The following is a 25,372-nucleotide window of genomic DNA, read 5'->3' as shown; positions in this document are numbered from 1 at the left end:
GCCCATTGTAGGGCCACGCCCCACGTGGTTGGAGCCCGCCCGGACTCAATTCACCGAGAATTCGGCGCGGCAGCCGCCATCCACCCAGATCCCGTTGCGGTTCCAGCCCCAGGTGCTGCCTTCCTCGCACGGCGTGCTGGACAGCTGCTCGGAGACGACGGCACCGACCGAGATGCTGGCCCCGCAGAACCGGCGCTTCTTCGACTTCGATTCGCAGGTCAGCCGGCGTGGCACATCGACGAAGCGGCCGTCATCGTCGGCCACCTCGAAATCTCCCTGGCAGCCGCGGCTGGTCCAGACTTCGTTGCGCTTGTAGCCCCAGCCCTGCCCTTCCCGGCATGGCAGTGCCGACAGCTGCCGCAACAGACGCACGGGGGCACCGTCGAGGCGCACCGGGCAGCTCTGCGGACGACCATTGGATTCGCAGCGCACCACGCGGCGGACCAGGCGCTTGCCTTCGTTCGCGGCCGCTGCGGCACCCGCGGCACGGCGCGCGCGGAACTCGGCGCGGCAGCCCAGGGTGACCCACACGCCACTACGGTCGGTGCCCCACTCGCTGCCACGGATGCAGCTGCTGTTGGAGAGCTGGCGCACAAGATCGACGCCGTTGCTGACATCGATATCGCAATGCACCCAGCCCATGTCGCGCGATTCGCAGGTCACCACTTCGCCGTCATAACCCACCTGCTGGGCAGACGCCGACGACGGCAGCCAGGCACCCCACAACGCAATGGAGTAGACCGGTACCGCGACGACCGCAAACCACTTGACCAATGCCTTCCCCAACAGGAGTGGACGAATTCCGATGCCAGTGTCCCGCATCTGCCGTGATAAGAGCATCATCCTGCTTACCGAAGCAAGCACGGAAACGCGGCAATCCGTTCAGTCTTCGATATTCAGAAAACCGCGAAGATCAGGCGTGGGCGAAGTCATAGGCCAACACGTCGGCGATGCGCGGCGTGCGATTCATCGCCATCAGCAGCCGGTCCACGCCCACCGCCACGCCGGCGCAGGCCGGCATCGAGGGCAGCGCAGCCAGCAATGCTTCGTCCAGCGCCGGCTGCACCTGGCCGCGTTCGTGGCGGCGCTGCAGGTCACGCTGGAAGCGCGTGCGCTGCTCCTGCGCGTCGTTCAGTTCGTGATAGCCGTTGGCCAGCTCCACCGCGCCCAGATACAGCTCGAAACGCTCGGCCAGCGGCGGCGTGCCGGCACGGATGCGGGCCAGCGCCGCCTGGCTGGCCGGCCAGTCGTGGACCACGGTCATCACCGCGTCATCGAAGTGCGGCTGGATGCGGTGGGTCATCAGCAGATCCAGCCAATCGTCGCGGGTCAGCCCGACCGGGTCGATGTGCACCTCGCCCAGCGCGTTACGCAGCGCGGTCTCATCGGCCTCGAACGGGTCCACGCCCACATGCTGCTGGAACAGCTCGCGGTAGCTGAGCACGCGCAGGGTCGCACTGCGCCCGACCAGGGCCAGCGCCTGGCCGACCAGCTCGGCGGTCTCCTGCACCAACCGGTGGTGGTCCCAGCCGACCCGATACCACTCCAGCATGGTGAATTCCGGGTTGTGGCGGCCGCCGGCCTCGCCGTTGCGGAACACCCTGCCCAGTTCGTAGCAGTCGCCCACGCCTGCCGCCAGCAGTCGCTTGAGCGGATACTCCGGCGACGTGCGCAGCCAACGGCGACGGCCACCGGCATCGACATGCCCGGTGAAATCGGTATGGAAGCTGTCGATGTTCGGCTCGGTGTTGCCTGCCACCGACAGGATCGGTGTTTCCACCTCCAGCACATCGCGCTCGGCGAAGAAGCGGCGCACCAGCGCATTGAGTGCGGCACGCTGCTGCAGCGCGCGCAGCAGGGCCTCGCTCACAGGATGCCCTCCGGGCGCGGATGATCCAGCGGCAGGGTCAGCAGATCGCGGGTGTCATCGATGTAGCCACTGGCCAGGTACAGGCGTCGGGCCAGTTCGTTGTGGTGGTTCACTTCCAGCCGCAGACGGCTGACGCCACGCCCGCGAGCGCGCTGTTCGCAGATGGCCAGCGCCTGCTTGCCGCGGCCGCGGCCGCGCGCGCGGTGGCTCAGGTACAGCTCATCCAGCAGCATGAAGTGGCCGCCCTGCTCCAGGCTGAAGCCCATCGCGATCACCGCGTAGCCGACCACCTCGCCTGCCTTGTCCAGCCACAGCAGCACTTCGCCATTGCGCGGGTCGGCCAGCAGCGCATCCATGCCGCGACGCACGCGCGCATCATCGAAGTCGATCCTGTCTTCGGCGTAGAACTCGCGCATCAACGAGATCAACAGGTCCTCGTCGGCACGGGTGGCCAGGCGGAAATCCAGCAGGGCGGTCTGCATCGGTGTTCCTTTGTCTTTCATGCCGGGCGCGGGGCACCCGGCGGGGTCATCATTCGTGTTCAGCGAGATAGGCCAGCAGGCGGTCTTCGTCCCACACCGGCACGCCCAGCGATTGCGCCTTGTCCAGCTTGGAGCCGGCCTCGGTACCGGCCACCACGAAGCTGGTCTTCTTCGACACGCTGCCGGAAACCTTGGCACCCAGCGCTTCCAGGCGTTCCTTGGCGGCATCGCGGGTGAGCTGGGCCAGGGTGCCGGTCAGCACCACGGTCTGCCCGTCCAATGGGCCGGCCACGATCTCGGCCAGCGCCGGCGCCTTGGCCAGGATCTGCTGCATCGCCTTCTCGGCCGCCAGCAGCATCACACCATGGCCATCGGCATCGAGCCACTCAGCCAGGCCGCGTGCAGTGTCGTCCGGCAGGCCGGCGTTGACGAACTGGCCATGCTCGGCGTCGAGCACGGCCTGCGCGCCCGGAAGCACAGCCACCAGCTTTTCGGCACGCAGGCGGGTGATGCCAGGGATCTCCGACTCGACCAGCAGCTGCGCCAGATCCAGGCCCTCGCGCAGCTTGGCGCTGGGCGCATGCACATCACTGATGCGCACCTGGCCGACCTGCAGCAGGTCATCGATGGCCTGCTGGTTGCCCTGCTGCTCGAAGAAATGGCCAAGCGAACGCGCCACTTCGCCACCGATGTCCGGCACACGCTTGAACAACGGCCACGGCAGGTGGCGGATCAGCTCCAGGTCACCGAACCACTGCGCCAGCGCCTTGGCCGTGCTCTCGCCCACGTGCTCGATGCCAAGCGCGAACAGCAGGCGCTCCAGCGTGGCCGCACGGCTGGCGTCGATTGCCGCGATCAGGTTGTCGGCCCATTTTGTGGCGATCTTCTTCGTGTTCCATTCGAAGCTGGCCGGCTGCGCCAGCGCCTGTGCGCGCCAGCCCGGATCGTTGCCATCCAGCTTGAGCACCGCATTGAGCACCGCACCACTGCCTTCGGCGGGCAGGTGCAGCTTCAGCGCAGCGGCCAGTGCCGACGGATCCTCGGCATCCAGCACCAGCTTCAGGTGCAGCAGCTGGTCGCGGTTGAGGCGATACAGATCTGCCACGCTCCTGACGATGCCGGCGTCGACCAGGGTTTCGATGTACTTGTCGCCGAGGCCGTCGATATCCATTGCACGACGCGAAGCAAAATGGGCGATGGCCTCCTTGCGCTGCGCCGGGCAGGACAGCTCGCCCGAGCAGCGCCACGCCGCCGCACCTTCCTCGCGCACGATCTCCGAGCCGCACACCGGGCAGCGCGTCGGCATCTGCCACGGCGTGGTGCCCTGCGGGCGGCGGTCGAGAATGACGCTGACCACTTCCGGAATCACGTCACCGGCGCGGCGCACGATTACGCTGTCGCCCACGCGCACATCCAGGCGTGCGATCTGGTCGGCGTTGTGCAGCGTGGCATTGGACACGATCACGCCGGCCACCGCCACCGGCGCCAGTCGCGCGACCGGTGTGGCGGCACCGGTGCGGCCGATCTGGATCTCGATCGCCTCCACCGTGGTGCTCTGTTCCTGCGCGGGGAATTTGTGCGCGATGGCCCAGCGCGGCGCGCGCGAAACGAAGCCCATCGCCTGCTGGCCGGCACGGTCATCCAGCTTGTACACCACGCCATCGATATCAAACGGCAGGCCATCGCGGCGCTCACCGATGTCGCGGTAGTAGCCCAGCAGGCCGTCGGTGCCTTCCACCACCTTGCACAGCTCACTGACCGGGAAGCCCCAGGCACCAAGCTGGGCCAGTGTGCCCGAATGAGTATCCGGCAGCTCGCCGCCCTGCACTTCGCCAGTGCCGTAGGCGAAGAAACTCAGCCTGCGCTGCGCACTGATCTTCGGGTCGAGCTGGCGCAGCGAACCGGCGGCGGCATTGCGCGGGTTGGCCAACACCTTGCCGCCCTGCAGCCGCGCACGTTCGTTGTAGGCCTCGAAGTCGGCGCGGGCCATGTAGACCTCGCCGCGTACCTCCAGCACATCCGGCCAGTCCTTGCCGTGCAGGCGCTTGGGAATGTCACCGATCTCGCGCAGGTTGGCGGTCACGTCCTCGCCGGTACTGCCATCGCCACGGGTCGCGCCCAACACGAAATGCCCGTCTTCGTAGCGCAGGCTGATCGCCAGGCCGTCCATCTTCGGCTCGGCCGAGAACCGCAGGCTGCGACGACCCAGGCGCTCATCGATGCGGCGCACGAAATCGGCCACCTCCTCATCGCTGAAAGCATTGGACAGCGACAGCATCGGCACCGCGTGGCGCACTTCCGGGAAGCGGCCGGAGGGGCGCGCACCGACCTGCTGGGTCGGGCTGTCGGCACGGGCCAGTTCCGGGTGCTCGCGCTCCAGCGCTTCCAGCTCGCGCACCATGCGGTCGTAGTCGACGTCGGGGATCTCCGGCGCGTCCAGCTCGTGATAGGCGCGGTTGGCCTGGGCGATCTGCCGGCGAAGGTCTTCGGCGCGTTCGGCGGGGCTGGGGCTCATCGGGATCCGGTGGTTCTGGGATGGCCGGGGATTCTACCGCGCCCGGCTGTCAGCCCCTGTAACGCCGCCGCCTTTTGTAGAGTCGAGCCAAGCTCGACGGGTCCTCCCTCGCTCTGGCAGGCGCCATCCACTCCCCCGCCCTGGTACGTGCCATCCACTCCCCCGCCCTGGTACGTGCCAACCACTCCCCGCTCTGGTACGTGCCAACCACTCCCCGCTCTGGTAGGTGCCAACCTTGGTTGGCACATCTGCAGTCAAGCATGATTCGACTCCACAAAAAGCAGCTTCTCGCACATGCCCACCGGCGCTAGCGTGCGACGGTCGCCCTTCGGAATCCTACCCGTGCCCCTGCCCGCTTCCCGTCGACGCTTCCTGCAACTGGCCGGTGCCGGCCTCGCCGTCGCCGGCAGCGGGCTGCCGCAGTTTGGCCAGGCCCAACCCGCGACAGCCGCCGCCCCCGCCCCTGCCGAAGGCGCCGTACTACTGAACTTCAATGAATGCCCGTACGGCCCCTCGCCCGCAGCCCAGCAGGCGGCGCGCGACAGCATCGCCAGCTGCGGCCGCTACCGCTTCGAACTGGCGGGCCAGGTGCGCGATGCCTTTATTGAACAGGCACGCATTCCGGCTGATCACGTGCGGCTGTATCCAGGTTCCAGCGAGCCGCTGAACCGCGCCGCCGTGCTATGGACCGGCCCGCAGGCGGGGCTGGTAGTGGCCGACCCGACCTTCGAGACGCTGGGCGAGGTCGCCGCCGCACACGGTGCACACGTGCAGAAAGTGCCGCTGCGCGAGGACGGTGCACACGACCTGCGTGCGATGGCCGCCGCCGCACACGCACGCCCGACCGGGCTGCTGTATGTCTGCAACCCCAACAACCCGACCGGCTCGATCAGCCCGCCGGATGAGCTCGCCTGGCTGCTGGCCCACAAACCCGCTTCCACCCGCGTGCTGGTCGACGAGGCCTACCTGCAGTACAGCGAGCAACCCAGCCTGATCACGCAGGTAGCGCAGCGCGATGACCTGATCGTGCTGCGCACGTTCTCCAAGCTGTACGGCATGGCCGGCCTGCGCCTGGGCGCGGCGGCCGCACATCCCGACCGTCTGCGCGAACTGGCCAGCCTGGGCGACAACCCGCTACCCGTGCCGGCACTGGCCGCTGCACTGGCCAGCCTGCGCGATCCGCAGTTGATTCCGCAGCGCCGCCTGCAGAATGCCAAGCTGCGGCAGGCCACCATCGCGTGGCTGGGCAAGCGTGGTTTCAGCTGCCTGCCGTCGGAAGCGAACTGCTTCGTGGTCGACGTGCAACGCGATGGCAGCGCGTTCGCCAAGGCGATGGCGGACAACGGCGTGGTGATCGGACGCAGCTGGCCGATCTGGCCACAGCGCGTGCGCGTGACCGTCGGCACCGAGGAGGAAATGGCCGCGTTCCGCAGGGCATTCGCAAAGGTGGCCGGCGTACCGGCCTGACCCTGTTGGTGGGGGCGAACCTTGGTTCGCCCTATCCACGCATGGCGTGGATCTACTGTTGTGCGTGCCGACCTGGGCCCCTGTAGAGTCGAGCCATGCTCGACTGGGGCTTACCCGGGGATCCGCAAGTCGAGCATGGCTCGACTCTACAGAAAGGCATTTATCAACAAAGGGCCCGGTCACGATGGCTTGGTCGGTCGCTCCAAGCTTGAGTCGAGCATGGCTCGACTCTACAGTTGGGGGCTTACCAGCGCGGGGTCTTGGTCAGCGGCGGGGCCTGGTGCTGGCGGTCGTAGGCGCGCAGCTCGTCACGGATGTGCGCGATGCGCTGGCGGCCCAGGGCATTGCGGCTGTCATCCAGCACCACGCCATCCAGCAGTTCAGCCATGCGCTGCACGGTCGGCAGCATCTTCTCCCAGGCGTCCAGCGCGGTCAGCGGCGCTGGCAATGTCAGGAAGAAGGCGATCGCCGGCGTTTCCATGGCACGGATGTTGGCCATGTCGAAGCTGCCCGGCTTCATGATGCTGGCCATCGAGAAGATCGGGCCGCGCTCGGGATGGCCTTCCACCAAGCGGTGGAACACGTTCATGTGGCCGAACACCAGGCCGGTCTTCTCGGCCGCCACCACGATGTCTTCGCCACGCAGCTGTTCGCCGGCCCGGGCGGCCACGAACAGCGAGACGATCTTGTCGAAGTCCTGGGTGGCGCGCTTGCCAAGGTCGCTCGCGCCGGGGTCGGTTTCGCCCAGGCCCAGTTCCGCCTGCTCGCCTTCGCCGGGCATGCCCGGTTCGACGCGGCCCTCGGCCACGGCGACGCCGTCTTCGCCCAGTACCGGCTCGCGGCGCTCGCCGCTGGTCGGTTCCGCGCCTTCCACGCGACGCCCCTGGGGCTTCTTTTTCGGACGGCCAAACAGGAAGATCGCGGCGATCAACAGCAGGCCGGCGGCCAGGATGCCGATGCGCAACAGTGCCGTGTCGGACATTCGATAGGTTCTCCGGCTAGTTCATTCAGGTAACTAGGATGGCACGTCAGGCCGCGCCCGCCAATCGCGCGGCTTCTTCCAGGTCCACGCTGACCAGGCGGCTGACGCCCGGCTCGCGCATGGTCACGCCCGACAGCTGGTGCGCGGCCTCCATCGTCGCTTTGTTGTGGCTGACGAACAGGAACTGCACCTTTTCGCTCATTTCCTTGACCATGTTGGCCAGGCGGCCGACGTTGGCCTCGTCCAGCGGCGCGTCCACCTCGTCCAGCAGGCAGAACGGCGCGGGGTTCAGCTGGAAGATGGCGAACACCAGCGCCACCGCGGTCATCGCCTTCTCGCCGCCGGACAGCAGCGAGATGCTGGACACGCGCTTGCCCGGCGGACGCGCCATGATGGTCACACCGGTGTCGAGCAGGTCTTCACCGGTCAGTTCCAGGTAGGCGTGGCCGCCACCGAACAGGCGCGGGTACAGCGCCTGCACGCCAGCGTTGACACGATCGAAGGTGTCCTTGAAACGACCGCGGGTCTCGCGGTCGATCTTGCGGATCGCATCTTCCAGGGTTTCCAGCGCCGTGGTCAGGTCGGTGTGCTGCGAATCCAGGTAATCCGAGCGCTGCGAAGCCTCGCCGTACTCGTGGATGGCGGCCAGGTTGACCGGCTCCAGCCGGCGCATGCGGCCATCGATCTGGTGCACGGCCTGCTCCCAGTCACCCAGGCGGGCGTCCTCGGGCAATGCGTTGAGCACGTCCTGCAGTACGAACCCGGCCTTCTCCACCGCGCCCTGCAGGGTGTCCGCGCTGAGCACCAGCGCCTGCTGGTCCAGCTTGCGCTGCGAGATACGCTCGCGCTGGGCCAGCGCCTGTTCGTCGCGCTGGTGGCGGGTCTGTTCGTAATTGCGCAGCTCGGCGTCGATGCCATCGAGCAGCGTGCGCGCCTCGGTCAGCACGCGATCGGCCCGCACGCGCTCTTCCAGTGCATTCTGGTGCTCGGCCTGCAACGATTCGACCGGCGAATCACCTTCGTCCAGCTGTGAATGCAGTTCGCCCAGTCGCGAATCCAGCTGCCCGCGCTGGGTACCCATGCGTTCCAGCGCCTGGCTCAGTGAAGCCAGCTGCGCCCGCTGCGATTCCAGGGTCAGCGCCAACGAGTGCGAGCGCTCGCGCACCGCTCGCGCGGCGTCTCTGGCCAGGTCGCGGGCTTCGGTCAGCTGGCGGCGCTCACCCTCCAGCCGCTGCCGGGTCGATTCCAGGTCGCCCATGCTGCTCACCGCGTTCTCCAACCGCGAACGCGCTTCACGCGCCTGCTCGTTGTTGGCTTCCAGCGTTTCCTGCAGCTGCTTCAGTTCACCTTCGATGCGGTCGATGCGCGTGCGCGCCGCCTCCACCTTGCCCTGCTGGCCCTGCAGCTGGCCAGCCAGTTCAGAGACCGCACGGTGGGCCTGGTACAGCGCACGCTGCGCGTCTTCGCGCTGCTGCTCGGCGGCCTGCAACTGCTCACGGAAACCACTCAGCTGTTCTTCCAGCTCGGCTTCGCGATCCTGCAGTTGCTCGATCTGCTCGCGCAGCTCGTTGATCTCACGTTCGCGCAGCAGCGCGCCCTGCTGGGCCGCACCGGAGCGCGATACTCGCAGCCAGCCCTGGCCCAGGCGCTCGCCGCTCTGGGTGATGATCGAATCGCCTTCCGGAAGACTGGCCTGCAACACCTTCGCCTCGGACAGGTCCTTGACTGCGTGCAGGTGCGCCAGCAGGCGACGGATCGCGGCCGGGCCACGCACGTGGGCCGCCAGCGAGGTCGGCGCGACCTTCAGGTCCGCGCCATCGTTGGCAACCAGCGCGATGTGGCCCTCGCCCAATTCGCCGAGGGCATCGACCAGGCTCGCCGGATCATCAACCAGCACGCCTTCGATCAATTGGCCGAGCGCGCTTTCCACCGCGTTCTCCCAGCCGGCATCAACGTCCAGGCGTTCGCCGACACGCGCCGCCGAATCCAGTCCACGCGCCTTCAACCAGGCCACGGCCGCGCCCTGCTCCTGGCCCAGCGCGGCCTGCTGCAGGGTTTCCAGCGAAGCCAGGCGACCGCGCAGGCCGTTGGCCTGCTTGCGCAGTTCGGCCAGTTCGTTCTGGCCATTGCGCTGCTGTTCCTGCACCGTCGCCACGCCCTGCTTGCGCAGCTCGACGTCTTCGCTCAATTCATCCAGCGCGGTCTTCTGCGTGTCGTGCTGCAGGTGCAGCTGCTCGAAGGCTTCTTCCAGCGCGTCCACGTCCAGCCCGGCGCGCTCGGCGGCCAGGGCCTCGCGACGCCGGTCAGCGTCGAGGATCTGCTTGTCCAGGTAGTCCACGCGCGTGCGCTCGACATCGCCGGCGCGCGACGCCTCCGAACTCTGCGAGGTGTGCTGCTCCCAGCGCTGCTGCCAGCTGGCCAGCCGGTCCTCGGCCTCGCGCAGGCTTTCCTGCTTGATCTCGTTCTCTTCCTGCAGTTCTTCCAGCTGCGGGGTGGCCGCCTCGACCGCCTCGCGCAGCACCATCAGCTTGGCCTCGTCACCACTGATGTGCTGGCCCAGTTCGGCCAACGCCTGGCGGGTCTCGTCGCGCGCCTTGTGCAGGCGCTGCGACAGCTCGCGCTGGTGCTGGATCTGTTGCTCCAGGCGCGCCAGCGTGCTGCCGACCTGGTAGACCGCAGCCTGCGCGGTGTTGAGCGCGTCGGCGGCCTCTTCGCGTCGAACGCGCGAGGTCTCGATGCGGGCCTCGGCGTCACGCTGATCGGCGATCAGCTGCTGCAGTTTGGTCTCTTCCTGCGACAGCCCTTCGCGCAGCTTGGACAGGCGACCGTCCAACCCGCGGAATTCCAGGGCCTTCCACTCGGCATCCTTGACCCGGCGCTCTTCCTGCAGCGCCTGGTACTGCTCGGCCTGCTTGGCCTGGCGCTTGAGGTGTTCGAGCTGCTTGCTGATCTCATCGCGCAGATCGCCCAGCCGGTCCAGGTTCTCGCGGGTGTGGCGGATGCGGGTCTCGGTTTCCTTGCGGCGCTCCTTGTACTTGGAAATGCCGGCCGCCTCTTCCAGGTACACGCGCAGGTCTTCCGGGCGCGCCTCGATGATCTGGCTGATCATGCCCTGTTCGATGATCGAGTAGCTGCGCGGGCCCAGACCGGTGCCGAGGAACAGGTCGGTGATGTCGCGCCGGCGGCATTTGGTGCCGTTGAGGTAATAGTTGCTGGTGCCGTCGCGGCTGACCGTGCGCTTGACCGAGATTTCGTTGAACGAGGCGTACTCGCCCGAGATCGTGTGGTCCGAGTTGTCGAAGATCAGCTCGACGGTGGCCTGCGAAACCGGCTTGCGGGCATTGGAACCGGAGAAGATCACGTCGGTCAGCGAGTCGCCGCGCAGGCGGCTGGCCGAGCTCTCGCCCATGACCCAGCGCACGGCGTCGATGATGTTCGACTTGCCGCAGCCATTGGGCCCCACCACGCCGGTCATGTTGGTCGGCAGGTGCAGGGTGGTCGGATCGACGAACGACTTGAAGCCGGACAGCTTGATCGTGGAAAGACGCATAGGGGTTCCGGACTGGGGCCGGCAAGCGGCCTGCGTTTACCCTCCAAGTCATTGATCCTGCTGGGATCGATGCCCGTGGAACGGGTGTGACGCCCTGAGTATACCGATGTGGCCGTGTTCTACGTATGGGCGTGGAACACTGTCCAGTCCCACCCCGTCATCCGGACGTGGCCCGACGCCACGAAACGGGGCCATAAAACAAAACGGGCACCCTTGCGGGCGCCCGTTCTGCGGTGATGCCAGGCCTTGCGGCGTGGGATCAGGCTTCGGCGACGACGACGACCTTGACGGTGGTCTCGACGTCGGCGTGCAGGTGGACCAGCACGTCGTATTCGCCGATGTTGCGGAAGGCGCCTTCGCCCAGGATGACTTCGCTCTTGCTGACCGGCAGGCCGGCAGCGGTGAAGGCATCGGCGATTTCGCGGGCGCCGACCGAGCCGTACAGCTTGCCTTCGGTCGAAGCGTTGGCCGGGATGGTCACGCTCGCGCCTTCCAGCTTGGCCTTGCGGGCGTCAGCGTCGGCGTGGATGGCCTGGGCCTTGGCTTCGTATTCGGCGCGCTTGGCTTCGAACTCGGCCTTGTTGCTCTCGGTGGCCGGAACGGCCTTGCCCTGCGGCACGAGGAAGTTACGGCCGTAGCCCGGCTTCACGTCGACCAGGTCGCCCAGGTTGCCGAGGTTGGTGACTTTCTGCAGGAGGATCAGCTGCATGGTATTGCTCCAGATGAGTTATTCGTTAGCGAGGCGATACCCCGCAACAAAGGCTGTCCGAATAGCTGGCACAGCGGGGGCGGCACCGGGCCGCCCCGCCGGGCATCAGACGTCGTGGTTGTCGGTGTACGGGATCAGGGCCAGGAAGCGAGCGCGCTTGACAGCGGTCGCCAGCTGACGCTGGTACTTCGACTTGGTACCGGTGACGCGGCTCGGCACGATCTTGCCGTTCTCGGTCAGGTACTGGCGCAGGGTGTTGAGATCCTTGTAGTCGATCTCCTTCACACCTTCAGCCGTGAACTTGCAGAACTTGCGGCGACGGAAGAACTTGGACATGGGAAGGCTCCTTAGGCGGCGGAAGCGGCGTCGTCGCCGGCTTCGTTGTCAGCGGTGGTGGTGGACTCGCCTTCTTCGTCGTCACGACGACGGCGCTCACCGCGCTCCGGCTTGTCACCCTTCTCGTCCTTGCTCTTCATGATCAGCGACTGCTCGGTGTCAGCCTCGTCACGCTTGATGACCAGGTTGCGCAGCACGGCGTCGTTGAAGCGGAAGCTTTCGGTCAGCTCGTTCAGCACGGCCTGGTCGGCTTCGATGTTCAGCAGCACGTAGTGGGCCTTCACCAGGTTCTGGATCGGGTATGCCAGCTGGCGGCGGCCCCAGTCTTCCAGACGGTGGATGGTGCCGTTGCCGTTCTCGACCAGCGACTTGTAGCGCTCGATCATGGCCGGGACCTGCTCGCTCTGGTCCGGGTGGACCATGAACACGATTTCGTAATGACGACTCATGTTTTTTCTACCTTTCGGATGTGGCCTCGCGGCCGGACAGCCCCCCGCCGTTGATACCGCGGTGGGGCAAGGATTCCCGCCAGGGAGGCAGGAAGCCGCGCATTATGGCGCAGATGAGGGGTGCCGGGCAACCGGCGGGTCACAGGGCAACCTGAACCGGGGCGCAGCCCCCATGCCAACCCAGGTTGGCCGCTACCGGAGCCCCGCATAGTCCACGAACCCGTCTGGATTCACCCGAGGTCGACGTGAAGCCGATGCTGGCCGCATTCCAGGCACTGGAACAGGCAGCCGATCATCTCCCCGTCCCGGCTCAGGTGCGCCAGCACCCAGTCGGCGTCGCGCGGGTTGACCTCAACCACGTCGGGCCGGACCTGGTCGAGGATGGACTGGAGGTCCTCGCTACCGGCGTAACCGAGGAAGGCGCAGGGCCGCTCACAATGGCTCAGCCAGACCGATTGCTGCCAGGACGAGTAGCCCGGGGTGCGCTCGCAGATCTCCAGCAGCAGCTCACGGGCGATGGTCGGCGGCGGATCGGCCGGATCCGGGGATACCCCTTCGATATCGCTCCAGCCGGTGAATTCACCCTCGTAACTGGCCGCTGCCCTGCCATCGGCGATACACCAGGGGCACAGGTAATCGGGACCCAGAACGGAGTAGAACGGCCCCCGGTAGCGCAGTGTGCGCGGCTGACCACAGCAGTCGCAGACCCCGTCGACCTCTTCGAAGGAGAGGGCGTAGGCGTTGGGGTGATAAATGAAAAGCGGTCGTTCCATCCGTGGATCCCTTCCCTGCCGACCAAGGTCGGCATCTACCACCGCCCGGCCATGCCCGGCGGACGCCAGAACCAGCCCTCAGGCCTTGTCGGCGTCGGTGGTGAAGCTTTCACCGCAGCCGCACTCGGCCGTGGCATTGGGGTTGCTGAACGTGAAGGTCTCGCTCAGGCCGTGCTTGCCGAAGTCGATCACGGTGCCGTCCACCAGCGCCAGGCTCTTGGCATCGACGTAGATCTTCACGCCATCCTGGTCGAACACGGTATCGCCCTCGCGCTCGTCGCGGGCCAGGTCGGTGATGTGACCCCAGCCCGAGCAACCGGTCTTGGTCACACCGAAACGCAGGCCCAGCGCGCCGGGGGTCTGGGCGACAAAGCGCTGCACGCGCTCGAAGGCAATGGGGGTCAGGCTGACGGCCATGGGGCTACTCCAGAGGTACGGGGACATTATAAGGAGCCGTTGCCACGAAAAATGCCTCGCAAGCAGAACGCTGCAACCGGTAAACTCCCGTGTTCACAGATCGAGTCGATCAGCAGAGGATTCAAGTCATGACGGTGGTCAGCGTTGAACATGCGCTTGCCGGGAAGATCCCGGAAGGCGGCGAAGTCACGGTACGCGGATGGGTGCGCACGGTGCGCGGTTCAGCGAATCTGGCTTTCGTGAATGTGAGCGACGGCTCCTGCTTCGCGCCGATCCAGGTCGTGGCCGGCGACAGCCTGGCCAACTTCGATGAGATCAAGCGCCTGACCAGCGGCTGCTCGGTCATCGCCACCGGCACCCTGGTGAAGTCGCAGGGCAAGGGCCAGTCATTCGAGATCCAGGCCAGCACGCTGGACGTGGTCGGCTGGGTCGAAGACCCGCTCACCTACCCGATCCAGCCCAAGCCGATGTCGCCGGAGTTCCTGCGCGAAGTGGCGCACCTGCGCCCTCGCACCAACCTGTTCGGCGCGGTCACCCGCATCCGCAACTGCCTGGCCCAGGCCGTGCACCGTTTCTTCCACGAGAACGGCTTCAACTGGATCAGCACCCCGATCATCACCACCTCCGACGCCGAGGGCGCCGGCCAGATGTTCCGCGTGTCCACCCTGGACATGGTGAACCTGCCGCGTGACGAAAAGGGCGCGATCGACTTCAGCCGCGACTTCTTCGGCAAGGAAACCTTCCTGACCGTGTCCGGCCAGCTGAACGTCGAGGCCTACTGCCTGGCGCTGAGCAAGGTCTACACCTTCGGCCCGACCTTCCGCGCCGAGAACAGCCACACCACCCGCCACCTGGCGGAGTTCTGGATGATCGAGCCGGAAATCGCCTTCGCCGACCTGGCCGAAGACGCGCGCCTGGCCGAAGAGTTCCTGAAGTACCTGTTCCGCGCGGTGCTGAACGAGCGTGGCGACGACCTGGCCTTCATCGCCGAGCGCGTGGACAAGAACGCGATCACCAAGCTGGAAGACTTCATCAATGCGCCGTTCGAGCGCATCGACTACACCGATGCGGTCAGCCTGCTGCAGAAGTCCGGCAGGAAGTTCGACTTCCCGGTCGAATGGGGCCTGGACCTGCAGACCGAGCACGAGCGCTGGCTGACCGAAGAACACGTCGGCCGCCCGGTGGTGGTAACCAACTATCCGGAGCACATCAAGGCCTTCTACATGCGCCTGAACGACGACGGCAAGACCGTTGCCGCGATGGACGTGCTGGCCCCGGGCATCGGCGAGATCATCGGCGGCAGCCAGCGCGAAGAGCGCCTGGACGTGCTGGACGCGCGCATGGCCCAGTTCGGCCTGGATCGTGAGCACTACAGCTGGTATCGCGATTTCCGCCGCTATGGTTCGGTGCCGCACGCCGGCTTCGGCCTGGGCTTCGAGCGCCTGGTGGTCTACGTCTGCGGCCTGTCCAACATCCGCGATGCGATCCCCTACCCGCGCGCCCCGGGCAGCGCGGACTTCTAAGCCCCACACGACCACGGAGGTACCGCTCCCATGACCCTGTTCTTCGCCCTCTGTTTCGTCGGCGTTGCAGTGGCCGGGTTCAGTGCCTTCGTGATCTTCTGGCCGCTGACCCTGGTGCACGTACGCGACCGCCATCCGGCGCTCGCCGAGCGCTTCGGCAGTGGTGCCTTCCTCAAGCCCGATGCCCTGGCCTGGCTGCTGCGCCGTGACTATCGCCAGCAGCCGGACCGCTCGCTGTCCGGGCTGGCGACGCCGGCCTGGGTATCGCTGCTGACCCTGCTGGCCGGACTGGGCATGGCCGCCCTGCTCTGGCTGGCCTCGCTCTGGTAACACATCCATGAATGACATCACCGCCTCGCGCGACAGCTGGTGGCTGGCCAGCCTCGGCAACACCCTGATCTGGGCGCGCCTGCGCGTGCGCCCGGCCGGCACCGCCGAAGTGCTCGACAGCGATGGCAACACGCTGAGCTATGACAGCGAAGACACCGCGCGTTCGCAGCTGTTCGACGCCGAATTCGTCGAGTACGACGGCCTGGACGAGGAAGACGCACTGGTGCGCGGCTTCAGCCTGCACGAAGTGCAGCCGCCGCAGGCCGACAGCGATGAGGGCCTGCGTGGTCGCATGATCCAGTCGCTGGGCGGGCGCGCCTGACCCCTGCATGTTCACCCCGCGCGCCTTCGCCGAGACCGATCTGCTCTGGCTGGACCGCCTGCTGGCGCGCGACCCGTTCGTTACCGTGCTCACGCCCGGCAGCGATGGCCTGCCGGAGCTGACCCGGATGCCGGTGCTGTACCGGCGTGACGGCGACCAGATCGAACTGCGCGGCCACTGGGCGCGCGCCAACCCGCAGTCGCGCCACCGCGGCGCGGCCAAGGTACTGATCGATGGTCCGCATGGCTACGTCTCGGCCAGCTGGTATCCGGACAAGGAACCCGCTGCGCGGGTACCCACCTGGAACTACGCCGCCGCCGAGCTGCGTGGCCATCTGCAGACCTTCGACGATACCGAGGCGCTGGCCGAACTGGTCGGCGCGATCAGCGACCGCTTCGAAGCCAGTGTCGGCCAGGCCTGGCAGTTCGATGCCACGCGTGCCGAACATGGCCCGGAGCTGCGTGCCATCGTCGGCTTCCGTTTCCAGGTCGAACAGGTGCAGCTGAAGCTCAAGCTGAGCCAGAACCATCCCGATGCCAACCAGCGCGCCGTGATCGCCGAGCTGGAACAGCTGGGCACCCCCGCTTCCACCGAGTTGGCGCAGTGGATGCGCTGGCACCGCGAACAGGCCGCCCGCAGCGACTGAACGCCCCAGATTCCCGCAGCGCCGCAGCCGGATGGTTGCGGCGCGCCCCCACCCGACGCCAGGGACCCATACATGAAAGACATCCACAAACTGCTGCAGAACAACCGCGACTGGGCCGACCGCATCGAGAAGGAAGACCCCGAGTTCTTCCACCAGCTCGCCAAGCAGCAGCACCCCGAGTACCTGTGGATCGGCTGTTCCGATTCGCGTGTGCCGGCCAACCAGATCATCGGCATGGCCCCGGGTGAAGTGTTCGTGCACCGCAACGTCGCCAACGTGGTCGCGCACACCGACCTGAACTGCCTGAGCGTGGTGCAGTACGCAGTGGACCAGCTGAAGGTGAAGCACATCCTGATCGTCGGCCACTACGGCTGCGGCGGCGTGCATGCCTGCCTGCACAACACCCGCGTCGGCCTGGCCGACAACTGGCTGCGCCACGTGGGCGATGTGATGCAGAAGCACACCGGCATCCTCGATGCGATCGAGACCGACGAGCTCAAGCACGCACGCCTGTGCGAACTGAACGTGATCGAGCAGGTGGCCAACCTGTGCCGCTCGACCATCGTGCAGGACGCCTGGGCCCGCGGCCAGAAGCTGATGGTGCACGGCTGGGTCTACAGCCTGAAGGACGGACGCGTGCGCGAGATGGGCATCGACGTCGGTTCGCAGGAAGAGCTGCAGCCTGCGTATGAAAAGGCCCTGTCCTACGTCCCGCGCAAGGGCAAGCGCGACTGATCCCTGACGGATGACCACCATGCTCGCTTCGCCGATCAACCTGCACGCCTGGATCGAAGAAAACCGCCACCTGCTGAAGCCGCCGGTGGGCAACAAGATGATCGATAACGGCGATTTCATCGTGATGGTGGTGGGCGGGCCGAACTCGCGTACCGACTACCACTACGACGAAGGCCCGGAGTGGTTCTACCAGCTCGAAGGCGAGATGGTGCTGAAGGTGCAGGAAGACGGCGCGGTGCGCGACATTCCGATCCGCGCCGGCGAGATCTTCCTGCTGCCGGCAAAGGTGCCGCACTCGCCGCGGCGCCCGCCCGGCGGTGTCGGCCTGGTGGTCGAGCGCAAGCGCCTGCCGCATGAGATGGACGGCGTGATCTGGCACTGCGAGCGCTGCAACCATAAGCTGCACGAAGAATTCTTCCCGCTGCAGAACATCGAGACCGACCTGCCCAAGGTGTTCGCGCGTTACCACGCCAGCCTGGAACTGCGAACCTGCAGCCAGTGCGGGCATGTGGACCCGCTGCCGACGCCAGCGGCGGGCTGAGCCATCGAACGGTAGTTGCCCACCTTGGTGGGCGCTTGCCCGCTCCCGCTCTGGTAGATGCCCAACTTGGTGGGCGCTTGCTTGTACGTGCGCCAACCAAGGTTGGCGACTACCGGGTCATGCAGCACCGGCGTTGGGTTGGCAGCTACCGGGCCATGCCCCAGGCGCTACACTGGCGATCCCGTTGCAGCCTGTTGCCCGACCATGTCCGACCTGCTCAGCCGCACCCACGCCATTGCCTTGGACGCCGCCGATCCGCTGCGCCCGCTGCGCAATGAATTCCTGATTCCGCGCCACGGTGGTGGCGAGCAGACCTACTTCGTCGGCAACTCGCTGGGCCTGCAGCCGCGTGGCGCGCAGGCGGCCGTGCAGGAAGTGATGAAGCAGTGGGGCGAGCTGGCAGTGGAAGGCCACTTCACCGGCCCGACGCAGTGGCTGTCCTACCACCGCCTGGTGAGCGCGCAGCTGGCCCGCGTGGTCGGTGCGCTGCCCAGCGAGGTGGTGGCGATGAATACGCTGAGCGTGAACCTGCACCTGATGATGGTCAGCTTCTACCGGCCGACGGCCGAGCGTCCGGTGATCCTGATGGAAGCCGGCGCATTCCCGACCGACCGCCACGCAGTGGAAGCACAGATCCGCTTCCATGGCTTCGACCCGGCCGAATGCCTGGTGGAAGTGCAGCCGGACGAAGCCAATGGCACGATCTCGCTGAACGCCATCGAGGGCGCCATCACCGAATACGGCCCGCGCTTGGCGCTGGTGTTGTGGCCCGGCGTGCAGTACCGCACCGGCCAGGCCTTCGACCTGGATGCGATCACCCGCGCCGCACGCCTGCAGGGCGCACGCATCGGCTTCGACCTGGCGCACTCGGTCGGCAACCTGCCGCTGCGCCTGCATGACGTGGCCCCTGATTTCGCCGTGTGGTGCCATTACAAGTACCTCAACAGCGGCCCAGGCGCGGTTGCCGGCGCCTTCGTGCACGAGCGCCATCACCGCGACACCACCCTGCCGCGCTTTGCCGGCTGGTGGGGCCATGAGGAATCCACCCGCTTCCAGATGGCACCGCAGTTCACGCCGGCCATCGGTGCCGAAGGCTGGCAGCTGAGCAATCCGCCAATCCTCGGTCTGGCGCCGCTGCGCGCCTCGCTGGACCTGTTCGAGCGCGCCGGCATGGAGGCGCTGCGCAGCAAGTCGCTGGCACTGACCGGCATGCTGGAAGCACTGGTCCGTGCGCGCCTGTCCGGCGTGCTGGACATCATCACTCCGGCCGAGCCGCAGCGCCGTGGCTGCCAGTTGTCGCTGCGCGTGATCGGTGGCCGCGAGCGCGGCCGTGCGCTGTTCGAGCATCTGCGCGGCATCGGCGTGCTCGGCGACTGGCGCGAACCCGACGTGATCCGCATCTCGCCCACCCCGCTCTACAACCGCTACCTGGACGTGCACCACTTCGTCGAGGAAGTGGAAGCCTGGGCCGGCCTCTAAGTCGGCCCCTCCCCTACTGCTGGACAGTTCGTTGATCGCACACGCTTCCCGCTCGTTGAGCATTATCGGTGCCGGCCTCGCCGGGTCCCTGCTGGCCATCCTGCTGTCACGCCAGGGCTGGCGCATCACCCTGTACGAACGCCGCGGCGATCCGCGCGTGGCCGACTACGAGAGCGGCCGCTCGATCAACCTGGCGTTGGCCGAGCGTGGGCGCAACGCACTGCGCCAGGCCGGCGTGGAAGACGAGGTGATGGCACGTGCGGTGATGATGCGCGGGCGCATGGTGCATCCACGCGACGGCGAGCCGCAGCTGCAGCGCTATGGCCGCGACGACAGCGAAGTGATCTGGTCGATCCACCGCAGCGACCTGAACACCACGCTGCTGGAGCTGGCCGAACAGGCTGGCGCCACCGTGCACTTCCATCGCCGCCTGCACACCGTCGATTTCGATGCGGGTTACGCACGCTTCATCGATGACCGTGACGACAGCCCGCACGATATCCGTTTCGACACCCTGATCGGTGCCGACGGTGCCGGTTCGGCACTGCGTGCGGCGATGAACCGGCGCGCGCCGCTGGGCGAGGACATCGCCTTCCTCGACCACTCCTACAAGGAGCTGGAGATCCCGCCGGCTGCCGATGGCAGCTTCCGCATCGAGCGCAATGCGCTGCACATCTGGCCGCGCGGCCACTACATGTGCATCGCCCTGCCCAACCACGAAGGCACCTTCACCGTCACCCTGTTCCTGCCCAACCAGGGCGATCCCAGCTTCGCCACGGTCAATACCGGGGCGCAGGCCGAGGCGCTGTTCGCGCGCGAGTTCGCCGACACCCTGCCGTTGATCCCGAACCTGCGCGCGGACTGGGAGCAGCATCCACCGGGCCTGCTTGGCACGCTCACCCTGGAACGCTGGCACCAGCAGGGCCGCGCGGTGCTGATCGGCGACGCCGCGCATGCGATGGTGCCGTTCCACGGCCAGGGCATGAACTGCGCGTTCGAGGACTGCGTTGCGCTGGCCCGCCACCTGATGGAGGCGGATGATCTGGAAGGCGCGTTCGCCGCGTTCGAAGCCGAGCGCAAGCCGAATGCACGTGCCATCCAGCAGATGGCACTGGAGAACTACCTGGAGATGCGTGACCGCGTGGCCGATCCCGCCTTCCTGCTGCAGCGCGAGCTGGAACAGGAACTGCAGCGGCGCTGGCCGACCCGTTTCGTACCGCACTACACGATGGTCACCTTCCTGCACACGCCGTACGCCGAAGCGCTGCGCCGCACTGATCTCCAGCGCGAGATGCTGGTGGCGGCCACCGCAGGTCACGATTCACTGGACAACATCGACTGGGCCGCACTGAAAGCACAGATCCACGCCCAGCTGCCGGTCCTGGAGGGCGCGCACTGATGGCTGACAGCTTCCTGTTCTACGACCTGGAAACCTTCGGGCAGGACCCGCGGCGCACGCGCATCTCGCAGTACGCCGAGATCCGCACCGACGCCGACCTCAACGAAATCGACACCCCGGTCAGCTTCTTCGTGCGCCCGGCCGATGACCTGCTGCCCTCGCCGATGGCCACCCTGGTCACCGGCATCACCCCGCAGCAGGCACTGGCCGAGGGCATCAGCGAGGCCGAGGCCTTCGATCGCATCAACGAGCAGCTGTCGCGCCCCGGCACCTGTGCGCTGGGCTACAACACGCTGCGCTTCGACGATGAGTTCGTACGCTACGGGCTGTTCCGCAACTTCCACGATCCATACGAACGCGAGTGGCGCAACGGCAATTCGCGCTGGGACCTGCTGGACATGCTGCGGCTGATGCGCGCGATGCGCCCGGATGGCATCCAGTGGCCGTTGCGCGAGGATGGTGCCACCTCGTTCAAGCTCGAACACCTGGCCGAAGCCAACAACGTGCGCGAAGGCGATGCGCACGAAGCGCTGTCCGACGTGCGCGCCACCATCGGCATGGCGCGGCTGTTCAAGCAGTCGCAGCCACGCCTGTGGGACTACGCACTGAAGCTGCGTGACAAGCGCTTCGTCGGCAGCCTGCTGGACGTGGCCGCGATGAAGCCGGTACTGCACATTTCCATGCGCTACCCGGCCAGTCGCCTGTGCGCGGCCCCGGTGCTGCCGCTGGCCGCGCACCCGACCATCAACAACCGGGTGATCGTGTTCGACCTGGATGGCGAGATCAACGACCTGCTGGAACTGCCGGCCGAGGTGATCGCGCAGCGCCTGTACATGCGCGCCAGTGAACTGCCCGAAGGCGTGGCGCGGGTGCCGCTGAAGGAAGTGCACCTGAACAAGGTGCCGGCGCTGATCGCCTGGAACCACCTGCGCGCCGATGACCACGCACGCCTCGGTCTGGACGTGGCCGCGATCGAGGCCAAGGTGGAACGCCTGCGCGCGTTCGCCCCGCAGCTGGCCGAGAAGGCCCGGCAGGTCTACAACCAGCCCCGCGCCGCCACCGTGGCCGACGTCGATGCCTCGCTCTACGACGGCTTCCTCGGCAATGGCGACAAGCCGCTGCTTGCGCTGGCACGCACCACCGCGCCGGAGCAGCTGGCCGCGCTGGAAGGCCGCTTCCGCGACCCGCGCCTGCCGGAGCTGCTGTTCCGCTACCGCGCGCGCAATCATCCCGACAGCCTCGCGCCGGCTGAACGCCAGCGCTGGCAGGATTACCGCCGCCAGCGCCTGCTCGGAGACGGCGGGCTGGGCGAACTCAACCTGCCCCAGTACCAGCAGCAGCTCGATGCACTGGCCGCCGAAGCGCCCGACGATGCGCGGCGCCAGGCCCTGCTGCAATCGCTGCGCGACTGGGGCCAGCACCTGCAGGAGACCTTGTGAGTACCTATTTTTCGGACGCCAGCTTCAAGTTCCTGCGCAGCCTGGCGCGGCATAACGACAAGGCATGGTTCAACGACCACCGCCAGCAGTACGAAGACCACGTGCGGCAGCCGTTCCTGCGCCTGCTGGGCGACCTTCAGCCGGCGCTGGCCGAGGTCAGCGACCACTTCCGCGCCGATACCCGCGGCGTCGGCGGCTCGCTGTTCCGCATCCATCGCGACGCGCGCTTCTCCAACGACAAATCCCCGTACAAGACCTGGCAGGGTGCACGCCTGTTCCATGAGCGCCGCCGCGAGGTGGCCGCGCCCTCGTTCTACGTGCACCTGCAGCCAGGCGAGAGCTTCGTCGGTGCCGGCCTGTGGCATCCGGAACCGGAGACCCAGCGCCGCGTGCGCCATTTCATCCTCGACAACCCCGGCAGCTGGAAGGCCGCCGCGCATGCACCGGCCCTGCGCAAACGCTTCGACTTCGAGGAGAGCGAAAAGCTGGTGCGGCCGCCGCGCGGCTTCCCGGCCGACTTCGAATTCATCGATGACCTCAAGCACCGCAACTGGGTGATGTGGCGCTCGCTGGACGACGCCACCATGACCGGCCCGCGCCTGCTGTCCACGCTGGGCAAGGATCTGGCCGGGCTCGGCCCGTTCGTCGACTATCTGTGCGCCGCGCTGGACCTGGAGTTCTGATGCCGTTGGCACAGCAACGTCGCACGCTGGGCCGCACCGGCCTGGCGGTTTCGCCGGTGGGCCTGGGCTGTTCCGGCTTCTGGGGGCATCGCCGCTTCCCGGAACAGTCGGCCGCGCTCGTGGTCGAGCATGCACTGGCACAGGGCGTGAACCTGTTGGACACCGGCCACAACTATTCCGGTTTCCACGCCGAGCCGCGACTGGGCCGCATCCTGCGCCCGTTGCTGAAGCGATACCCGCGCGAGTCGCTGGTGATTTCCAGCAAGGGCGGCACACTGACCGGCCAGGCCGGCGTCAGCGGCGCCGAGCAACGCAATTTCTCGCCGGCAGCCATCACCGCCAGCTGCGAGGCCTCGCTGCGCAACCTCGGCCTGGATTACCTGGATATCTACCAGCTGCACGGTGCCAGCCAGCACGACATCAACGATGACCTGCTGGCCGCACTGCAACGCCTGCGCGAACGCGGGCTGATCCGGCACACCGGCATCAATACGCACACGGCATCGACCCTGCGCTGGATGATCGACCATCCCACGCTGTTCGACGTGGTGCTTCTGGACTACAACGCCCTGCAGCAGGACCGTGAACCCCTCATCGACCAGTTGCACGCGGTGGGCATCGGCGTGCTGGCCGGCACCGTGCTGGCGCAGGGCCATCTGCTGCCACCACGCCCGCGCCTGCCACGACCGGCGGATGCCTGGTACCTGGCCAGGGCCTGGCTCAAGCCGAGCAGCCGTCAACTGATGCGCAGCGCACGCAATATGCGGAAGGCACTCGCCGCCATCCGCAGCCAGCGCCCGGCCCAGACCGCGTTTGCCTACGCGCTCGGCCATCCCGGCGTGGCCAGTGGCATCCTGGGCACCACCCGCACCAGCAGCCTGGACGAAGTGCTGGCGACGCGGCTTGAGGCACTGACCGCAGCCGAACGCCAACAGCTGGTGAGCGCCTTCGGTGATGGCCGCGGATCACCCAGTCATTGAGTCTTCACCCCATGCTGCTGCGGTTGCGGCAGTCTGGGCGGCATGAAGAAACTCACCGCACTCGTTGTGCTGCTGGTCCTGGCCTTGGCCGCCTGGTGGTTCGGCGGCCCGTACATGACCGTCAATGGCCTGTCCAAGGCCATTGAGCAACGCGACACCGCGCGCCTGGAGCGTTACGTCGATTTCCCGCGCGTGCGCAGCAGCCTGCGCGCGCAGCTCAATGACTATCTGGTGCGCCAGGCCGGCCCGGATGTGGCGGCCAGCCCGTTCGGTGCCCTGCTGTACGGGCTGGGCGACCAGCTTGGCGGCGCCGCAGTGGAAACCATGGTGACCCCGACCGGGATCGGCGCGATGCTGCAGGGCCACGTGCTGTGGAAGCGTGGCCGCAATGAACTACAGGGCGGCGATGCCTTCGGCCCGACCGAACCCGCGCGCCCGCTGAAGCATGCCGAACATCATTTCGAAGCGCTGGACCGCTTCGTGATCGATGTCGATCGCGGCCCCGGCCAGCCCCCCTTGAAGGTGGTGCTGGAACCGCAGGGCCTGCGCTGGAAGGTGGTGGACCTGCAGCTGGGGATGTCCGGCAGCCCGTGACGGGTCATGCCCTTCGATGGCGCTGCTTTCGGTAGGTGCCCACCTTGGTGGGCACGGATGCGCGCCAACCAAGGTTGGCGACTACCGAGACATGGCGCTCTGGTAGATGCCCACCTTGGTGGGCATGGATCCAGGACGGCGCCAACCCAGGTTGGCAACTACCAGACCCTACCCCTCGTTGGCGACACCATGCGGTACGTGGCCGGCGGCCACATGCTCGCGGGCGCTGTCGATGTTGTGCTGCGAATCATCGAAGAAGATGTCGGCACCGAACGCCTGCAGGAACGGCCCCTTGTGGCGGCCGCCGAGGAACAGCGCCTCGTCCAGGCGCACGCCCCACTCGCGCAGGGTGCGGATCACCCGCTCATGCGCCGGTGCCGATCGCGCGGTGACCAGCGCGGTACGGATCGGCGCACTGTCGCCGGCCGGGAACACTTCCTGCAGCGTGTGCAACGCCGACAGGAAGCCACGGAACGGCCCGCCGCTGAGCGGCTCGCGGGCCCGCTCGCGCTCGTGGCGGCCAAAGGCTTCCACGCCCTGCTCGCGCGAAATGCGCTCACTCTCGTCACCGAAGATCACCGCGTCACCGTCGAAGGCGATGCGCAGCTGACCGGCCGGGCGACCGGTATCGATCTGATCGGCCGCCGCGGCGGCGGTTTCGCCCGGCGGCTTGGGCAGGATGGTCGCCGCCGCAATGCCATGGCGCAGCGCGCTGCGCACCGATTCCGGGTTGGCCGACAGGAACAGGTCGGTGCCGAACGGCTTCACGTACGGCCAGGTCGGCTCGCCGGCGGTGAACGTCGCGCGGATGATGCCCAGGCCGTAGTGCTGGATCGAATTGAAGATGCGCAGGCCGGTATCGGCCGAATTGCGCGACAGCAGGATCACCTCGACCCGCGGATTCTCCGGGCTGGCACCCTGGTTCAGCGCCAGCAACTTGCGCACCACCGGGAAGGCCACGCCGGGGCCGAGGATATCGTCCTCGTGCTGGCGCTGGAATTCGGCATAGGCCGCCACGCCATCGCTCTCGAACAGCGCGTGGCTTTCCTCGAGGTCGAACAGGGCGCGCGAGGTCACCGCGACGGTCAGCAAACGGGGGGAGTTGTCGCCCATCGGTGGGGGTCCTTCAAGCGGTCGGCGGGGCCGGCCGC

25 protein-coding genes are annotated in these 25,372 nt (G+C 67.1%); 13 read left to right on the top strand and 12 right to left on the bottom strand.

Annotation, left to right across the window (positions count from 1 at the left end; genetic code table 11):
* Positions 1-45: 45 nt before the first annotated feature.
* The 4 genes from VPH47_RS07415 to ligA form a co-directional block, all read right to left on the bottom strand.
* Positions 46-774 (bottom strand): DUF3011 domain-containing protein, encoded by a 729-nt coding sequence (locus VPH47_RS07415; protein WP_110712801.1) that lies wholly within the window; start codon positions 772-774, stop codon positions 46-48.
* A 139-nt stretch (positions 775-913) separates the two neighbouring features.
* A complete protein-coding gene (gene epmA / locus VPH47_RS07410; RefSeq protein WP_110712802.1) occupies positions 914-1,870 on the bottom strand; it encodes an EF-P lysine aminoacylase EpmA in 957 nt (318 codons plus the stop codon).
* On the bottom strand, positions 1,867-2,352 hold the full coding sequence (locus VPH47_RS07405; protein WP_368850412.1) for an N-acetyltransferase family protein: 486 nt from the start codon (positions 2,350-2,352) through the stop codon (positions 1,867-1,869). Before VPH47_RS07405 ends, epmA begins: the two co-directional genes overlap by 4 nt.
* 49 nt (positions 2,353-2,401) lie before the next feature.
* Complete coding sequence (ligA, locus tag VPH47_RS07400) at positions 2,402-4,873, bottom strand: NAD-dependent DNA ligase LigA (RefSeq protein ID WP_368851571.1); 2,472 nt, start codon at positions 4,871-4,873, stop codon at positions 2,402-2,404.
* 336 nt (positions 4,874-5,209) lie between these two features.
* On the opposite strand from ligA, the gene VPH47_RS07395 reads away from it, so the two are divergent.
* Positions 5,210-6,334 (top strand): pyridoxal phosphate-dependent aminotransferase, encoded by a 1,125-nt coding sequence (locus VPH47_RS07395; RefSeq protein WP_368850411.1) that lies wholly within the window; start codon positions 5,210-5,212, stop codon positions 6,332-6,334.
* 244 nt (positions 6,335-6,578) lie between these two features.
* On the opposite strand, the gene zipA is transcribed toward VPH47_RS07395, so the two are convergent.
* From zipA to VPH47_RS07360, 7 genes are all read right to left on the bottom strand, one after another.
* Positions 6,579-7,316 carry a cell division protein ZipA gene (gene zipA / locus VPH47_RS07390; RefSeq protein WP_110712806.1) on the bottom strand — a complete coding sequence of 246 codons (738 nt, stop codon included), beginning with the start codon at positions 7,314-7,316 and terminating at the stop codon, positions 6,579-6,581.
* 46 nt (positions 7,317-7,362) lie between these two features.
* On the bottom strand, positions 7,363-10,866 hold the full coding sequence (gene smc, locus VPH47_RS07385; protein ID WP_368850410.1) for a chromosome segregation protein SMC: 3,504 nt from the start codon (positions 10,864-10,866) through the stop codon (positions 7,363-7,365).
* 259 nt (positions 10,867-11,125) lie between these two features.
* Positions 11,126-11,575: a 50S ribosomal protein L9 gene (rplI, locus tag VPH47_RS07380; protein ID WP_014037734.1), complete on the bottom strand. Its 450-nt coding sequence runs from the start codon at positions 11,573-11,575 to the stop codon at positions 11,126-11,128.
* 105 nt (positions 11,576-11,680) lie between these two features.
* Positions 11,681-11,911, bottom strand: a complete 231-nt coding sequence (rpsR, locus tag VPH47_RS07375; RefSeq protein ID WP_002804494.1) for a 30S ribosomal protein S18 — start codon at positions 11,909-11,911, stop codon at positions 11,681-11,683.
* 11 nt (positions 11,912-11,922) lie between these two features.
* A complete protein-coding gene (rpsF, locus tag VPH47_RS07370) occupies positions 11,923-12,360 on the bottom strand; it encodes a 30S ribosomal protein S6 (protein WP_049445625.1) in 438 nt (145 codons plus the stop codon).
* 230 nt (positions 12,361-12,590) lie between these two features.
* On the bottom strand, positions 12,591-13,133 hold the full coding sequence (locus tag VPH47_RS07365; protein WP_368850409.1) for a CbrC family protein: 543 nt from the start codon (positions 13,131-13,133) through the stop codon (positions 12,591-12,593).
* Between the two features lie 78 nt (positions 13,134-13,211).
* Positions 13,212-13,550, bottom strand: coding sequence for an iron-sulfur cluster assembly accessory protein (locus VPH47_RS07360; protein WP_006376495.1), 339 nt, complete (start codon positions 13,548-13,550; stop codon positions 13,212-13,214).
* A gap of 128 nt (positions 13,551-13,678) precedes the next feature.
* Between VPH47_RS07360 and asnS the strand changes: the two genes are divergently transcribed.
* From asnS to VPH47_RS07300, 12 genes are all read left to right on the top strand, one after another.
* Complete coding sequence (asnS, locus tag VPH47_RS07355; RefSeq protein WP_153855995.1) at positions 13,679-15,073, top strand: asparagine--tRNA ligase; 1,395 nt, start codon at positions 13,679-13,681, stop codon at positions 15,071-15,073.
* Between the two features lie 30 nt (positions 15,074-15,103).
* Positions 15,104-15,403, top strand: coding sequence for a hypothetical protein (locus tag VPH47_RS07350; RefSeq protein ID WP_005417403.1), 300 nt, complete (start codon positions 15,104-15,106; stop codon positions 15,401-15,403).
* Between the two features lie 7 nt (positions 15,404-15,410).
* Complete coding sequence (locus VPH47_RS07345; RefSeq protein ID WP_006453002.1) at positions 15,411-15,725, top strand: hypothetical protein; 315 nt, start codon at positions 15,411-15,413, stop codon at positions 15,723-15,725.
* 7 nt (positions 15,726-15,732) lie between these two features.
* The gene (locus VPH47_RS07340; protein ID WP_368850408.1) at positions 15,733-16,371 is read left to right on the top strand and encodes an FMN-binding negative transcriptional regulator; all 639 of its coding nucleotides are present in this window, start codon (positions 15,733-15,735) and stop codon (positions 16,369-16,371) included.
* A 72-nt stretch (positions 16,372-16,443) separates the two neighbouring features.
* Positions 16,444-17,106 carry a carbonate dehydratase gene (can, locus tag VPH47_RS07335; protein WP_014037740.1) on the top strand — a complete coding sequence of 221 codons (663 nt, stop codon included), beginning with the start codon at positions 16,444-16,446 and terminating at the stop codon, positions 17,104-17,106.
* A 19-nt stretch (positions 17,107-17,125) separates the two neighbouring features.
* Entirely contained in the window at positions 17,126-17,647 is a 522-nt protein-coding gene (locus VPH47_RS07330) for a 3-hydroxyanthranilate 3,4-dioxygenase (protein ID WP_368850407.1), read from the top strand.
* 204 nt (positions 17,648-17,851) lie between these two features.
* Complete coding sequence (gene kynU, locus VPH47_RS07325) at positions 17,852-19,126, top strand: kynureninase (RefSeq protein ID WP_110712811.1); 1,275 nt, start codon at positions 17,852-17,854, stop codon at positions 19,124-19,126.
* A 31-nt stretch (positions 19,127-19,157) separates the two neighbouring features.
* Complete coding sequence (locus tag VPH47_RS07320) at positions 19,158-20,525, top strand: FAD-dependent oxidoreductase (protein ID WP_368850406.1); 1,368 nt, start codon at positions 19,158-19,160, stop codon at positions 20,523-20,525.
* Positions 20,525-21,964, top strand: a complete 1,440-nt coding sequence (gene sbcB / locus VPH47_RS07315; protein WP_368850405.1) for an exodeoxyribonuclease I — start codon at positions 20,525-20,527, stop codon at positions 21,962-21,964. Before VPH47_RS07320 ends, sbcB begins: the two co-directional genes overlap by 1 nt.
* The gene (locus tag VPH47_RS07310) at positions 21,961-22,647 is read left to right on the top strand and encodes a DUF2461 domain-containing protein (protein WP_110712814.1); all 687 of its coding nucleotides are present in this window, start codon (positions 21,961-21,963) and stop codon (positions 22,645-22,647) included. The genes sbcB and VPH47_RS07310 overlap by 4 nt, the downstream gene beginning before the upstream one ends.
* Positions 22,647-23,627, top strand: a complete 981-nt coding sequence (locus VPH47_RS07305) for an aldo/keto reductase (RefSeq protein ID WP_368850404.1) — start codon at positions 22,647-22,649, stop codon at positions 23,625-23,627. The genes VPH47_RS07310 and VPH47_RS07305 overlap by 1 nt, the downstream gene beginning before the upstream one ends.
* A 42-nt stretch (positions 23,628-23,669) precedes the next feature.
* Entirely contained in the window at positions 23,670-24,221 is a 552-nt protein-coding gene (locus tag VPH47_RS07300) for a DUF2939 domain-containing protein (protein WP_368850403.1), read from the top strand.
* A 168-nt stretch (positions 24,222-24,389) separates the two neighbouring features.
* Here VPH47_RS07300 and VPH47_RS07295 read toward each other — a convergent pair whose 3' ends face one another.
* On the bottom strand, positions 24,390-25,334 hold the full coding sequence (locus VPH47_RS07295; protein WP_005417414.1) for a 5'-nucleotidase: 945 nt from the start codon (positions 25,332-25,334) through the stop codon (positions 24,390-24,392).
* Positions 25,335-25,372 lie beyond the last annotated feature (38 nt).

Origin of the sequence: Stenotrophomonas sp. WED208, from assembly GCF_040984485.1 — a bacterium.
Lineage (GTDB): Bacteria > Pseudomonadota > Gammaproteobacteria > Xanthomonadales > Xanthomonadaceae > Stenotrophomonas > Stenotrophomonas riyadhensis.
The sequence above is the reverse complement of the archived record's forward strand: the minus strand, read 5'-3'. Positions and strand labels throughout refer to the sequence as shown.